Here is a 14,034-nt window from a genome sequence, read left to right as displayed (position 1 = left end):
CTTTTTATAGGTCTTGTAGTGGTGCGCTTAGGCGACGGGCGCCGAGCACACCGGTGACGATGACATACGTTAGCGCGGCAGCGGCGATCCCTACCAGCGGCGCGACCCATGGCGAGCTGAACGCAGCGACGGTGCCCACCCCATAGGCCCCGAGCCCCGGCCAGTTGAACGCCGGCAACCGTGCGTCGGCCAGACGCGGATAGTGCCCGCGCCAGCGGTAGAAGAAGTCAGCCATGATCACCCCGCCAATCGGCGGAATCACCGTGCCGAGCAGGATCAGGTACGGCACCAGCATGTCGTACATGCCGAGGAGGGCGAGCAGCGTGCCAATCACCGCACCACCGAGGGTTACGGTTTTGCGCCGCCCGGTACGCAGCAGGTTGCAGCCGGCCACGGCGAAGTTGTAGATGGTGTTGTCCTGCGTGCTCCAGATGTTCAGCAGGAGCATGGCCATCGCGGCCATGGCGAAGCCCTGCAACAGCAGCACTTCAACCACGTCCGGCTGCTGATAGACGATCGCGCCGTATGCGCCGATCAGCACCATCAGGCCGTTGCCGATGAAAAAGCCGATCAGACTGGCGAGCACCGCCACTTTTGCCGAGCGCGAAAATCGCGTCCAGTTGGTGGCTTGGGTTGCGCCGCTGACGAAGGTGCCGAACACCAGAGTGATCGCTGTCGACCAGTCCAGCGAGCCCGTCGGCATTACGCTGAGCAATCCCTCGAAACCGCCGACCTTCACCGTCGCTACCCACATCGACAGCATCAGCAGCAACATCATCGCCGGCACCGCGATGTACGAGAGAATTTCCAGTCCGCGATAACCGATGTACGCCGTGGCGCAGAAGCCCAGACCGAACAACACCATCAGGCCGAGCACCGTGGCCTCATTCAGATCGAAGTATTTGCCGATCACCACCGCCGCCGTCGCCGTGCCCCAGGCGTACCAGCCGATCTGAGTGAAACCGAGGATCAGGTCGCTGAGCTTGCTGCCGACTTCGCCAAAACAGAACCGCCCCATCAGCACCGAATTGAGGCCGCTCTTGAAGGCGATGTAACCCAGGCCCGCGGCGTACAGACCGAGCAACAGGTTGCCGACAATGATCACCGCCATCATCTCGGCAAAACCGAACGCGACCCCCAGCTTGCCGCCGGCAAACATGGTCGCGGTGAAAAACGTGAAACCCAGTAACACCATCGCCGTAGAGGCCAGGCCTTTGCGCGCGTGCATCGGCACTTCACTGAGCGGGTAATCGTTGCCGGAGGCGTTCTGCGTCATGGGGCAGTCCTTGCTGGAAGGGGAAGACGCAGGAGGGTTGCAGCGGTCGTGCCAAACACGGTCGGGCTGGGTATGTATAGACGACACGGCGAAGTCAGGCGCGAAAACGGTGCACCTGACCACACCGAAGCCCAATGTAGGAGCTGCCGAAGGCTGCGATCTTTTGATTTTGATTGTAAAAAACAAAGATCAAAAGATCGCAGCCTGCGGCAGCTCCTACAGGTGCAGGTGTGTGATTCAGAGAAAGCGCAGCAGGGCGGCGACGATGGCTTCGGGCGCATCTTCCTGGACGAGGTGGCCGGCATTGGCGATGGCGTGAAATTGCGCCCCGGGAATCATCTGCTGTAAGGCCCGGCCACGTTCGATGGGAATCCACTGATCCTCTTCGCCCCAGAGAATCTGCACCGGGCAGCGTATCGTCGGGTACAGACTTTCGGCTTCGCGAGTATAGCGTTCGTCCATCTGCGCAATCTGCCGGTAGAACGCCGCTTGGCCCGGATCGCCCAGCCACGACTGCACATACGGCGCCAGTTGCTCATCGGCAATCTGGCGGTGAATCGGGCCCTAATATAGGTCGGCACGATGGCGCGCTGGATGTAATCGGGCAGGCCGCTGAACGCTGCTTCGTGTTGACGCACATGCTGCACAAACGGCGAGCCCCACGGCGTCAAGGCGACCGGGTCGATCAGGGTCAGACTGCGGTAATCCTTGCCGTCGAGCAGGTGCGCGCGCAACACCGTGGCACCGCCGAAATCATGGGCGACCACGTCTGGAGTTTGCAGATTCCAGTGATCAAGCAGTTGCGCCAGAAGTTCGTTCTGCACGCCGAGGGAGACGTCGGCGTCTGGCTGCGCGGACTGTCCGTAACCAAGCAGATCGAAGTAGTGCACACGGTGCGTGGCGAAAAAGTGCGGGGCGATGCGGTGCCATACGTAAGACGAAAACGGTGTGCCATGCACGAACACCAGCGGCGGACCGTCACCGCGCACGGTATAGCGCACCTGATGCCCGTTGAAGTCAAAGACCTGATCCAGCAGCCATTCCGTCATGGGTCTGTCCTCTTGGCGGGAGAACGAAAAGCATAGGCATAAAAAAACAGCCGTAAAGGCTGTTCTCCATTTCCCTGAGGGAACGCGATGCCCCTGTAGGAGCTGCCGAAGGCTGCGATCTTTTGATTTTGATTGTAAAAACCAAGATCAAAAGATCGCAGCCTGCGGCAGCTCCTACACAGGAGATGTGTGGTGCTTATTCCCCGCGATAAATGCACCCGCTGGTGCACGTCTCATGAATTCGGATCGCGCTGAGTTCCGGCAGCAACGGCTTCATCTCGTTCCAGATGAATTTGGCCAGCACTTCGCTGGTCGGGTTTTCCAGACCGGGAATGTCGTTCAGGTAGTTGTGATCGAGGCGTTCGTACAGGGGCTTGAAGAACGCTTTGATCTCGGAGAAATCGCGAATCCAGCCAGTGTGCGGATCGAGGTCGCCGCTCAGGTGCAGCGCGACCTTGAACGAGTGACCGTGCAGGCGTCCGCACTTGTGGCCGTCCGGGACGTGGGGCAGGCGGTGGGCGGATTCGAAGGTAAACTCTTTGAAGATTTCCACGGTATTTTCGGCTCTGTTCAGATGGCGTTCGCCGCAGCGATTCGGGCAGGCGGCGAGTTTATCAGCTTGTCTTTGGCCGTGCTGACTAAAGGGTCAGCAAGCGGTCGGCGAGGCGACCGCTGGCCGTCAGTTCGAGGAATTCATCGCCCAGTCGGCGACTCTCGTCCATCGCCGCGTGCCAGTATTTCTGCCGGCTCGGCGCATCGCCCATGAAGCGTTTGAAGTCGTTACGATCGGGCAGCTTGCCGTAGGGCAGGCGCGCCAGATATTCCTTCGACGGCGCGACCAGCACCACGTCCTGCAAACGCTGCACCGAGGCGCGGCGCCACGGCAGGGTCTTGTCGAACCAGCCGGGAATCACCCGATCGGTGAAGTGCGGATAAAGCACGATGCCGTCGCCGCTGTAGGGAAGGTCGAGGTGATAGTCCAGCAGGCCGCCGTCACGGAACGTACCTGCGCCGGCGCCGGGCAGGTCGCGCACGCCTTCCATGACCATCGGAATGGACCCGGACGCGAGCAGGGCCTGACGCAGGTTGCCGGCATTGAGGGCAACGAAGCGCGAGGGGAAATCGGTCAAGGCATCGAGCGGCGGGGCGAGGCGCGGATCGTGGATGATCAGCCGTTCGAAGTGCCGCGACAGCCGGGCGCGCCCGCGCAGGTTGTCGGCAATCACCGAACCGAGCGCCAGACCGAGGCGCCCGCGATGGTCTTCGGCGAGGCGGCCCTGACTTTTCACCACCATGATGTTGAGGCGGTAATCGCGGTTTTCGAGGATGCTTGCGTCGCGGCCGTCGAGCAGGTCGTTGAGCATGCGTTGCGAGCTCTGACTGATCTCGGCCATGGTCACGCCTTTGTTGAAATTCTGCTCGGCGTACAGCTGACCGAGGCGGCGAATGCCTTCGGCGGCGTCCGGCAGGCACGCACTGGCGAAGCGCCAGGAGCCGACCGAGGCGCCGATCAGCGAACGCTCGCGCGGCGCACTCGGCAGCCACTCGCCGAACAACGCCAGATCGAGCCCCTGAATCCCCAGCGCCTTCGGCCCACCGGCCGCACCGGGCAGGGTGCCGACGTCAGCGGCGTGCAAGCCCTGCGCACGAATCCGCGCCATGGCCCGCGGGCCGGCCTTGAGGGTGAGGGCGGGGAACTTGATGTGGATGGCGGTCATACCGGTCTCGATCGTTGGCAAGCTGCGAATTATAAGCCGATGTTGCGAACCCTTGTAGGAGTGAGCCTGCTCGCGATAGCGGTGCATCAGTGGCAGATGTGTTGGCTGACACACCGCTATCGCGAGCAGGCTCACTCCTACAGAGTCTTGTTCCAAGCGGTGGATTGGTAATGAAAAGGGCACAATGATGGCCATTCAGTTTCAGTTAAGTTGACCCCGCTAAGGTGCCCACCGTATGCAACATATAAGAATTCGGAGACACCATGAAAACCCTGACTGCCCTGACCACTGCCTCGATCATCGGCCTCACTGCCAGCACCGCTCACGCGCGCGATCTCGGGCCTGACGAAGCGCTTCGTTTGCGCGACGCTGGTACTATCGTCTCCTTCGAGAAGCTCAACGCCATCGCGCTGGAAAAACACCCCGGTTCGGAAATCACCGAAACCGAGCTGGAAGAAGAGTACGGCAAGTTCATTTACCAGATCGAACTGCGCGACCCGAAAGGTGTGAAGTGGGATCTGGAGTTGAACGCGGTAGATGGTGAAGTGCTCAGGGATCATCAGGATACGTAATGAAGCTGAATAGTCGCGCCACCCGCCTGACGGCGCTGGCGCTGGTGTTGTTGTGCAGTACGGCCATGGCTCGCGATCTCGATCAGGACGAGGCGCTGGCCCTGCGTCGCGATGGCGTGATCCTGCCGCTGGAGCAAGTGCTGCAGCAGGCCATGGATCGCTACCCCGGTGCCAAACTGCTGGAAGTCGAGCTGGAAGAAAAACACGACGTGTACATTTACGAAGTCGAATTGCTGACGGTCGAAGGCGTGGCGCGCGAGCTGCACTTGAAGGCCGATACCGGCGAGTTAGTCAAAGACAAGGAAGATTGATCGATGCGTTTGCTTCTGGTGGAAGACCACGTACCGCTGGCCGACGAATTGCTCGCTGGCCTTCAGCGCCAGGGCTACGCGGTGGACTGGCTGGCCGATGGCCGTGACGCGGTGTATCAGGGCAGCAGCGAGCCCTATGACCTGATCATCCTCGACCTCGGCCTGCCCGGCGTACCGGGGCTGGACGTGCTTGCGCAGTGGCGCGCGGCCGGTCTGGCGATACCGGTGCTGATCCTCACCGCGCGCGATTCCTGGGCCGAGCGCATCGAAGGCCTGAAGGCCGGCGCGGATGATTACCTGACCAAACCGTTTCACCCGGAAGAACTGTTCCTGCGCATTCAGTCGCTGTTGCGCCGCTCCAAGGGCCAGTCCAACCAGCCCACCCTGCAAGCCGCGGGCCTGCATCTGGACGAGGGCCGCCAGTGCGTGGTTCGCGACGGCGCCGACATCCAGCTGACCGCCGCCGAATTCCGCTTGCTGCGCTATTTCATGCTGCACCCCGAACAAATCCTCTCGAAAAGCCACCTCGCCGAACACCTCTATGACGGTGAGACCGAGCGCGATTCCAACGTCCTCGAAGTCCACGTCAATCACCTGCGGCGCAAGCTCGGCAAAAGCGTCATCGAAACCCGTCGCGGTCAGGGATACCTGTTCGGCGGGCAAGCTTCATGAGATCAATCCAGCGCCGGTTGAGCCTGGGTTTGATCAGCGTGATGGTGATCGTCGGTCTGGTGCTGGCGCAAACCAGCCTGTGGTTATTCGAAGTCGGCTTGCAGCGCTACCTCGAAGCCGGCCTGCGCAATGACAGCGAAAGCCTGCTGGTGGCGCTGGTGCGCGGCCCGCAAGGGTTGCAGCTGGATGAGCGGCATCTGTCGCCGGCCTATCAGCGGCCATTTTCCGGGCATTACTTTCGCATCGACTTCTCTGACAGTCACTGGCGCTCGCGCTCGTTATGGGATCAGGATCTGCCCTTGCTCGACCACCCGGGGCTGCACAGTAACCTGCAACTGGGCCCCGGCGGGCAACGCCTGCTGATATTGCGGTCGGACTATCGGCGCCTGGGCCAGTCGATCTCGATCAGCGTCGCCCAGGATTACACGCCGGTCAGCGACAGCTTCCAGCGCATGCGCCAGATCGGCCTCGGCCTGGGGCTGGCGGCGTTGTTGCTGATCCTGTTCCTGCAGCGCCTGACCGTGCGCCGCGCCCTCAAACCACTGGAGCGCGCGCGCGAGCAGATCGCTCAGTTGCAGCAAGGCCAGCGCTCGCAACTCGACGATCAGGTGCCGGTGGAACTGGAACCGCTGGTGGCGCAGATCAACCATTTGCTCGCTCACACCGAAGACAGCCTAAAGCGCTCGCGCAATGCCTTGGGCAACCTCGGCCACGCGTTGAAAACACCATTGGCGGTGCTGCTGAGCCTGGCCTCCAGCGACAAGCTCGACGACCATCCCGAGCTGCGCAGGATTCTCAAGGAACAACTGGAACAGGTGCAGCAGCGCCTCAATCGTGAACTCAATCGGGCGCGGTTATCCGGTGATGCGCTGCCCGGCGCGTTGTTCGATTGCGATGCCGAGCTGCCGGGGTTGCTGGCGACGCTGAACATGATTCATGGCGAACACCTGGCCTTGAGTTACGTCGCACCGCCGGGCCTGCAACTGCCGTGGGATCGCGAGGACTTGCTGGAACTGCTCGGCAACCTGCTCGACAACGCCTGCAAATGGGCCGATGCCGAGGTGCGCTTGAGCGTCATCGAGCGCGCTGACGGCTTTGCCCTGAGCGTGGAAGATGACGGGCCGGGAATCCCCGAGGAACAACGCGCTCAGGTGTTCAGCCGTGGCACGCGGCTGGATGAGCAGACCCACGGGCATGGGCTGGGCCTTGGCATCGTGCGGGACATCGTCGATACCTGGGGCGGCTTGCTGGTGTTGGGCGAGAGCGAGTGGGGCGGGTTGAAAGTGGTGATCGAACTGCCTCGGCGGTGAGCCTTTTAGAAGCCCCTCACCCTAACCCTCTCCCTGAGGGAGAGGGGACTGACCGAGGTGTTTAGTCGAGGTACACCGACGTGAGATACCGAGCCGAACTCAGGTTTTGAAAGCATCACCGTGATCTGAGTACCGAGCCGAACTCAGGTTTGAATGGCGTGAAGATCGGCTCCCTTTCCCCCTCGCCCCCCTTGGGGGGAGAGGGCTGGGGTGAGGGGGGAATCTGACTGACACCCCGCAATCTCAGATCAAACGCGAAACTGATCCATCAAGCGCTGCTGCTGGTTCGCCAGGCTATTGAGCGACTGGCTCACCCGCGCCGATTCATTCGCCTGTCCTGACAACGATTCGGTCACATCGCGAATCGTCGCCACATTATTGTTGATCTCCTCGGCCACCGCGCTTTGCTCTTCGGCGGCGCTGGCGATCTGCAGGTTCATGTCGCTGATCACCGTCACCGCATCGCCGATCTGCCGCAGCGCCGTTACAGCCTGGCCCACCTGCTCGACACTGCCCTGGGCCTGACGATGGCTGTTGCCCATCGAGCCGACCACTTCCTGCGTACCGTTCTGCAATTGCTCGATGACCTGGCGGGTTTCCTCCACCGACTCCTGGGTGCGGCGCGCGAGGTTGCGCACTTCGTCGGCGACCACCGCGAAACCGCGTCCGGCTTCACCGGCGCGGGCCGCTTCGATGGCAGCGTTAAGCGCTAGAAGGTTGGTCTGCTCGGCGATGGCGCGAATGGTTTCCAGCACCGTGCCGATCTTCTCGCTGTTGGCGGCCAGGCCCTCGACCTGCACCATCGCTGCGCTCATGTCGGCGGCGAGGGTGTCGATGCTCGCGGTGGTGCGATCGATCACCGTCAGGCCTTGGCGGGTAGCGCGGTCGGCGTCCTTGGCGGCTTCGGCGGCCTGCGCGGCGCTGCGTGCGACGTCCTGCGCAGTGGCGCTCATTTCATGGGAGGCGGTGGCGACCTGATCGACCTGACGGTATTGCTGCTCCATGCCGGCGCTGGTCTGGGTGGCGATGGCCGAGGACTGGTCGGCGGTATTGCGGGCGTCCTGCACCGAGCGTTTCACCTCGGCGATGATCGGCTGCAGCTTGTCGAGGAAACGGTTGAACCAGCCGGCCAGTTGCCCGAGTTCGTCCTGCTTGTCATAGGCCAGGCGCCGGGTCAGATCGCCTTCGCCGCTGGCGATGTCTTCAAGCATGTGCGCGACGCCGAGGATCGGCTTGGTCACGCTGCGCGCCATCAACCACACCAGTAGCAAACCGATCAGCGCGGCGAGCAGGCCGAGGCTCAGTTCGATCAGCGTGCCCGAATTATTGCTCGCATCCAGTTGCTGCTTGAGCGCTTCGGCGCGGCTGACGAGGACTTTTTCCGGCACGTCCAACAACACGCCCCACGCCGGCCCGCCGGGAATCGGCTGGAACGGCGACAGCACTTTCAAATGGCCGTTGCTGTGCAGACTGCTCACGCCAGTGCTCGAGGCGAGCAGGCGCAGCAACTCGCTGCCGCTGGCCTGATCCACCGCATCCAGGCGCTGGCTGAGCTTGCCGGCATCCGGGCTGTAGCCGGCGAGCAGGCCGGCAGGGCTGACGATGCTTACCGCGGTCTGACCGTCATAAAGTTTGCGACTGGCATTCTGGCTGATCGCTTGCAGGCTGTTGAGGTTGATGTCGACCGACAACGACGCAATGACTTTGCCGTTGACCTGCAGCGGGAAGACGATGCTGGTCATCAGCACTTTCTGCCCGTCGATGACATAGAAGTACGGCTCGATCACGCAGGGTTTGAGGGTGGTGCGCGGGCAGGTGAACCAGGCGTTGGCGGCTTGACCGCTGGGGCCGGTGCTGGTGTCGCTCATGTCGCTTTCCGGCAGCGCCATCGAAGTGACTTTGCCCGGGGTCGGTTGCGACCAGTACAGGGCGAAACGGCCCTTGTCGTTGCTGCCCAGCTCAGCCTGATCGGCGAACAGTTCATCCTTGCCGTCCAGCGCGTTGGCTTCAAACACCAGTGACAGGCCGAGCAGGTCGGGGTTGGCCTGCAGCGCGGACTTGACCTGACGGGTCATGTCCTCGCGCAGGTCGAAAGCATCGAGAAAACGCTTCTCGGCCTGTTCACGCAAGAACAGCACCTGCCGCGAGAAACCGTGGCCGTACTGATAGGCGTCCATGAACTGCTGGCGAATGCCCGCAGCCTGCACTTCACCTTGCGATTCGATCCGCGCCTGCGCCGATTCGGTGAGCATCTCCATGCTCGAGGCCTTGACCAGCGCCGAGCTGTGTTCCATGCGATACAGCGAAAGACCGACCAACAGGGTCACGATACCGGCCAGGCAGAGGCCGGCGAGCAGGGTGATTTTCCATTGGATGGAAAGTTGTCTGAGCGACATGGAAAACATCCTTATCCGATAAATATCTGAGACTTTGCACTGTAGCGGCTGCGTTTGCGCTTTCTTTATCCCTCCAGCGCAATATGACCAATTGCGCATGCGATCCATGTAGGAGCTGCCGAAGGCTGCGATCTTGCGTTTTTGCTCTGGAACAAGGTCAAAAGATCGCAGCCTTCGGCAGCTCCTACAGGGCCGTGTGACTTTGACAAGGACTGTTCGCTGCGGCACAGTGCGCGCCCTCTAATAAGACCCTCCGTACAAATCCGCCGGCCAATTCCGGGCGGACTCATCCTGTCTGGCGGTGTGTTTTCACCCGCAGTGTTTTTTGAGGTAGTGAAATGAATGCAGTCATAGCAGCCGTCGGCGTCATGCTGATCCTCAGCCTGTCGCGCGTGCATGTGGTGATCGCGCTGATCGTCGGGGCGCTGGTCGGTGGCCTGACTGGTGGTCTGGGCATCGAAGCGACGCTCAAGGCGTTCAACAGCGGCCTGGGCGGCGGCGCGACGGTGGCGTTGTCCTACGCCTTGCTCGGTGCTTTTGCCGTGGCGATCGCCAAATCCGGCCTGGCCCATGCGTTGGCCGACAAGGCCCTGGCCATGGTGGACCGGCAACACGCGACGGGCGGCGGTAACGTCAAATGGCTGTTGATCGGCCTGCTCTGGGTGGTGGCGATTGCTTCGCAGAACATCCTGCCGATCCACATCGCGTTCATTCCGCTGCTGGTGCCGCCGCTTCTCTATGTACTGACCAAGCTGCAACTCGATCGCCGTTTGATCGCCTGCGTCATGACGTTCGGCCTGATCACTCCGTACATGTTCCTGCCGGTGGGCTTCGGCAACATCTTCCTCAATGAAATCCTGCTGGCCAACGTCGCGCGCAGCGGCGTCGACATCAGCGGTATCAATGTCACCCATGCCATGGGTATTCCGGCGCTGGGCATGCTGGTCGGCCTCGGCATCGCGTTTATCAGCTATCGCAAGAAGCGCGTCTATGACCTGGCGAAGATCGAACAAGTCGAGCAGACCGCGGTGCAGTACAACCCGCTGAGCCTGATGATTGCCGGTGTGGCGATCGCCGCCGCGTTCGTCATTCAGCTGTTGTTGGACTCGATGATTATCGGTGCGCTGGCCGGGTTTCTGATCTTCTCGGCATCGGGCATCGTCAAGTGGCGCGAGACCGATGATCTGTTCACCGAAGGCATGAAGATGATGGCGATGATCGGCTTCATCATGATCGCCTCGTCCGGTTTCGGCGAAGTGATCAAGGCTACCGGCGAAGTGCAGACCCTGGTAGAAGCCTCGGCGGCGTGGATCGATCACAGCAAGGGCGTCGGTGCCCTGATGATGTTGCTGGTCGGGCTGCTGGTGACCATGGGCATCGGCTCGTCGTTTTCCACCGTGCCGATTCTCGCGGTGATTTTCGTGCCGCTGTGCGTGCAACTGGGCTTCAGTCCGATCGCCATCGTCTGCATCGTCGGCACTGCCGGTGCGTTGGGTGACGCCGGATCGCCGGCCTCGGACTCGACCCTCGGCCCGACCTCCGGCCTGAACATCGACGGCCAGCATCACCACATCTGGGACACCGTCGTACCGACCTTCCTGCACTACAATTTGCCGCTGTTGGCGTTTGGCTGGGTGGCGGCGATGGTTCTCTAAACGGCCCACCAACCCTCTTGTAGGAGTGAGCCTGCTCGCGATGGCGGTGTATCCGTCGCCTCATCCGCTGACTGATACACCGCTATCGCGAGCAGGCTCACTCCTACAGGGGATCGGGTTATTTCCCGGACTCAACTTTTGCCCCGGCGTGCCGTTAAAGCCTTTAACCACGCCAACAAAATCAAAAGAGTGAGTCCCCCGATGCGCCTGAGCCTGAAGGCTAAAGTCCTGTCCCTTGCCGTTCTGCCGGTGCTGCTCTTTGCGCTGGTCATCAGTGTGACCACGCTGTTCATCCTCCAGGAACAGGCGCGCAAGGAAGTCGAGCAGACCCGCGAGCGGCTGCTCAGCGACGCCAAGGCGACCCTGCAAAGTTACGTCGCCGTGGCCATGACCACGATCAAACCCCTTTACGACGCCGCCGCACCGGGCGACGACGCGGCGCGGGCGCAGGCGATCAAATTGCTCTCGGGCATCCGCTACGGCAAGGACGGTTACTTCTTCGGCTACGATTCCGAGACCGTGCGCCTGTTCAAGGCCAACGACCCCGACGGCGTCGGCAAAAGCTTCAAGGACAACCGCGATCCGAACGGCGTCTACGTCAACCTCGGCCTGGTCAAAGTGGCCAAGGACGGCACCCACTATCTGCAATACAGCTCGCCACTGCCGGGCAACGCCAAGGTGCTGGTGCCGAAACTCGGCTACACCGAATACCTGCCGAAGTGGGACATGGCGGTCGGTACCTCGGTCAACCTCGACGGCATCGAAGCACAAGTCGCGCAGGTCGAAGCGCAAGTGCAGGAGCGCGTGCAAGGCGTGGTGCTGAGCATCGTCGGCGTTGCCGTGTTGGTGCTGCTGGTGATCGCGGCGGCGGGCATGCTGCTGGCCAACACCATTCTGCGCCCGCTGACGCAAATGAAAGCCAGCCTCGACGATATCGCGGCGGGCGAGGGCGACCTGACCCGGCGCCTGAACATCACCAGCCAGGACGAACTCGGCGAACTGGCCGGCTCGTTCAACCGTTTCGTCGACAAGATCCACGGCCTGGTGCGGCAGATCACCGAGATGACCACGCAACTCACCGGACTGGTCACCCAGGTCTCGGAACAGGCGCAGCGTTCCGATCAGGCCATGGAGCGTCAGCGCCACGAAACCGATCAGGTCGCTACGGCGATCAACGAAATGTCCGCTGCCGCCCAGGAAGTCGCCAAGAGCGCGCAGAACGCCGCCGTCGCCGCCCAGCAGACTGACGAAGAAGGCCAGAGCGCCAAGCGCGTGGTCGCGGGCAGCATCAAACAGATTCATGCGCTGGTCGATGACATCCGCAACAGCGGCGTGTCGCTGGACAGCCTGCAGCAGGACGTCAGTTCAATTGTCGGCGTGCTCGGGGTGATCCGTTCGATTGCCGAGCAGACCAATCTGTTGGCCTTGAACGCAGCCATCGAAGCGGCCCGTGCTGGCGAGGCCGGGCGTGGTTTCGCCGTGGTCGCCGACGAAGTGCGCGCGCTGGCCAGCCGAACGCAGATCAGCACCCAGGAAATCCAGGGCATGATCGACCGCTTGCAAGCGGGCACGCAGCAGGCGGTCGAGGCGATGCGCCGCTCCAGCGAGGCCGGCGACGGCACTTCCCAACAGGCCAATCAGGCCGGCGCGTCGCTGGATGCCATGGCGCAGTTGATCGCGACGATCAACTCGATGAACGCGCAGATCGCCAGCGCAGCGGAAGAGCAGACAGCGGTGGCCGAAGAGATCAACCGCAGCGTGCATCAGATTGCCGTGGCGGTGGACAGCGTCGCCGATGAAACGCAGTTGGGTGCGCAGACCTCGCGCAGTCTGGCGGAGCTGGGGCAGCGGCTGGGCAAGCTGGTCGGTCAGTTCCGTATCTGATCGCCTGAAAAGCCCCTCACCCTAGCCCTCTCCCAGAGGGAGAGGGGACCGACCGCGCGATCCTCGGGAGCTGCACCGACTTGAACGCTCTCGGGTGAATCCAAAAACGATCTGGTTCTGCGTCCAGCTGAATCCGGTCGATGGTGGATTCAAAGCGGGACATTCAGGTTGGCGAAATTCTCGAGCATCCCCCAATCAGTTCCCTCTCCCTCCGGGAGAGGGCTAGGGTGAGGGGCTCTTGATCTTTAGGCTCTGTCCCAATAGGGAATCTCGCCAAAGCATTCGACAAAAAAATCAATCACCGTCCTCACCTTCACCGACAACCGTCGGCTCCCCGGCCACAGCACCGCGATTTGCTGCGGCTCCAGACTGTTCGACACCTGATACTCCCCGAGCACCGGCACCAGTGTGCCTTCGCGCACCGCTTCGCCAATCAGCCACGACGGAAACATCACCAGCCCCAGCCCTTGCCGAGCAGCCTGGGTGAGGGTGTCGGCGTGGTTGCCGGTGATCGGGCCTCTGACCGTGTACGGCGTCCAGTCCTCGCCCTCACGGCGGAAAAACCAGCGCTGCTGACCGGCCGCGCCTTTGTAGGCCAGGCACTGATGCTGTGCGAGTTCGTCGGGATGCTGTGGGGTGCCGTGGCGCTGCAGATAGGCAGGGCTGGCGGCGACCTGAAAGCGGTGCGGAGCGAGGATCCGAGCCTGCATGCTCGAGTCGTGCAGCGCACCGATGCGAAACAGCAGATCGGCGCCTTCCTGCAACGGATCGACGTAATGGTCGGTTTGCTGGATGTCCAGTTGCAGCTTCGGATAGCGCGCGCAGAGCTCGCCCAGCCATGGCGTCAGGTGGCGTTGGCCGAACACCACTGGCGCGTTGATCCGCACCAGTCCGGTGGGTTCGCTTTGCTGCTCCTGCAACGCTTGCTCGGCTTCTTCCAATTGCACCAGCAACAACCGCGCATGATGGCCGAGCGTGCGCCCGGCTTCGGTCGGGGTGACGGCACGGGTGTGGCGGTAGAGCAATTGCTGATTCAGCGCCTGCTCCATCAACTGGATCTGCCGCGAAATGGAGGAGGGGGCGACGCCTTCGCGCCGGGCCACTTCGGAAAAGCTGCCGTGGTCGAGGACCGCTACAAACAGCCGTAACGCCTTGAATCCGAGTTCATTGAGCCCGTGCATGGTGTGTCTC

At 62.1% G+C, this 14,034-nt stretch carries 12 protein-coding genes and 2 pseudogenes; 7 read left to right on the top strand and 7 right to left on the bottom strand.

Annotation, left to right across the window (positions count from 1 at the left end; genetic code table 11):
- Positions 1-4: 4 nt before the first annotated feature.
- The gene (codB, locus tag QRN33_RS05530) at positions 5-1,276 is read right to left on the bottom strand and encodes a cytosine permease (protein WP_285407492.1); all 1,272 of its coding nucleotides are present in this window, start codon (positions 1,274-1,276) and stop codon (positions 5-7) included.
- 48 nt (positions 1,277-1,324) lie between these two features.
- Here codB and QRN33_RS05525 point away from each other — a divergent pair, with 48 nt between their 5' ends.
- A complete protein-coding gene (locus QRN33_RS05525) occupies positions 1,325-1,624 on the top strand; it encodes a molybdopterin-binding domain-containing protein (protein WP_285407583.1) in 300 nt (99 codons plus the stop codon).
- Here the strand turns inward: QRN33_RS05525 and QRN33_RS05520 are convergent.
- The 3 genes and pseudogenes from QRN33_RS05520 to QRN33_RS05510 form a co-directional block, all read right to left on the bottom strand.
- Positions 1,514-2,325, bottom strand: a pseudogene (locus QRN33_RS05520) (alpha/beta fold hydrolase). The gene QRN33_RS05525 and the pseudogene QRN33_RS05520 sit on opposite strands and share 111 nt — an antisense overlap.
- A gap of 196 nt (positions 2,326-2,521) precedes the next feature.
- The gene (gene queD, locus QRN33_RS05515) at positions 2,522-2,878 is read right to left on the bottom strand and encodes a 6-carboxytetrahydropterin synthase QueD (RefSeq protein ID WP_042609100.1); all 357 of its coding nucleotides are present in this window, start codon (positions 2,876-2,878) and stop codon (positions 2,522-2,524) included.
- 85 nt (positions 2,879-2,963) lie between these two features.
- Complete coding sequence (locus QRN33_RS05510; protein WP_042609101.1) at positions 2,964-4,043, bottom strand: patatin-like phospholipase family protein; 1,080 nt, start codon at positions 4,041-4,043, stop codon at positions 2,964-2,966.
- A 263-nt stretch (positions 4,044-4,306) separates the two neighbouring features.
- Here QRN33_RS05510 and QRN33_RS05505 point away from each other — a divergent pair, with 263 nt between their 5' ends.
- Genes QRN33_RS05505 through QRN33_RS05490 form a run of 4 tightly spaced genes read left to right on the top strand, consistent with a single transcriptional unit; the run spans position 4,307 to position 6,908 of the window.
- Entirely contained in the window at positions 4,307-4,615 is a 309-nt protein-coding gene (locus tag QRN33_RS05505; RefSeq protein WP_285407488.1) for a PepSY domain-containing protein, read from the top strand.
- Positions 4,615-4,926 carry a PepSY domain-containing protein gene (locus QRN33_RS05500; RefSeq protein WP_016775413.1) on the top strand — a complete coding sequence of 104 codons (312 nt, stop codon included), beginning with the start codon at positions 4,615-4,617 and terminating at the stop codon, positions 4,924-4,926. The genes QRN33_RS05505 and QRN33_RS05500 overlap by 1 nt, the downstream gene beginning before the upstream one ends.
- A gap of 3 nt (positions 4,927-4,929) precedes the next feature.
- Complete coding sequence (locus tag QRN33_RS05495; RefSeq protein ID WP_042609104.1) at positions 4,930-5,598, top strand: response regulator transcription factor; 669 nt, start codon at positions 4,930-4,932, stop codon at positions 5,596-5,598.
- Complete coding sequence (locus QRN33_RS05490; protein ID WP_042609105.1) at positions 5,595-6,908, top strand: sensor histidine kinase; 1,314 nt, start codon at positions 5,595-5,597, stop codon at positions 6,906-6,908. The genes QRN33_RS05495 and QRN33_RS05490 overlap by 4 nt, the downstream gene beginning before the upstream one ends.
- 248 nt (positions 6,909-7,156) lie before the next feature.
- Here QRN33_RS05490 and QRN33_RS26680 read toward each other — a convergent pair whose 3' ends face one another.
- Entirely contained in the window at positions 7,157-7,912 is a 756-nt protein-coding gene (locus QRN33_RS26680) for a methyl-accepting chemotaxis protein (RefSeq protein WP_371699990.1), read from the bottom strand.
- Positions 7,913-8,014: 102 nt separating this feature from the next.
- A pseudogene (locus QRN33_RS26675) lies at positions 8,015-8,161 on the bottom strand (HAMP domain-containing protein); the annotation flags it as partial.
- Positions 8,162-9,642: 1,481 nt separating this feature from the next.
- On the opposite strand from QRN33_RS26675, the gene QRN33_RS05480 reads away from it, so the two are divergent.
- Positions 9,643-10,959: a Na+/H+ antiporter family protein gene (locus QRN33_RS05480; protein ID WP_064361384.1), complete on the top strand. Its 1,317-nt coding sequence runs from the start codon at positions 9,643-9,645 to the stop codon at positions 10,957-10,959.
- Between the two features lie 201 nt (positions 10,960-11,160).
- The gene (ctpM, locus tag QRN33_RS05475; protein WP_042609108.1) at positions 11,161-12,843 is read left to right on the top strand and encodes a methyl-accepting chemotaxis protein CtpM; all 1,683 of its coding nucleotides are present in this window, start codon (positions 11,161-11,163) and stop codon (positions 12,841-12,843) included.
- A gap of 245 nt (positions 12,844-13,088) precedes the next feature.
- Here the strand turns inward: ctpM and QRN33_RS05470 are convergent, their stop codons facing one another.
- Positions 13,089-14,024 carry a LysR family transcriptional regulator gene (locus QRN33_RS05470; RefSeq protein WP_064361383.1) on the bottom strand — a complete coding sequence of 312 codons (936 nt, stop codon included), beginning with the start codon at positions 14,022-14,024 and terminating at the stop codon, positions 13,089-13,091.
- Between the last annotated feature and the right edge of the window lie 10 nt (positions 14,025-14,034).

Source organism: Pseudomonas sp. FR229a (genome assembly GCF_030209115.1).
GTDB lineage: Bacteria > Pseudomonadota > Gammaproteobacteria > Pseudomonadales > Pseudomonadaceae > Aquipseudomonas > Aquipseudomonas moraviensis_A.
Note: the sequence above shows the minus strand (reverse complement) of the source record. Positions and strands in the feature narration are given on the sequence as shown.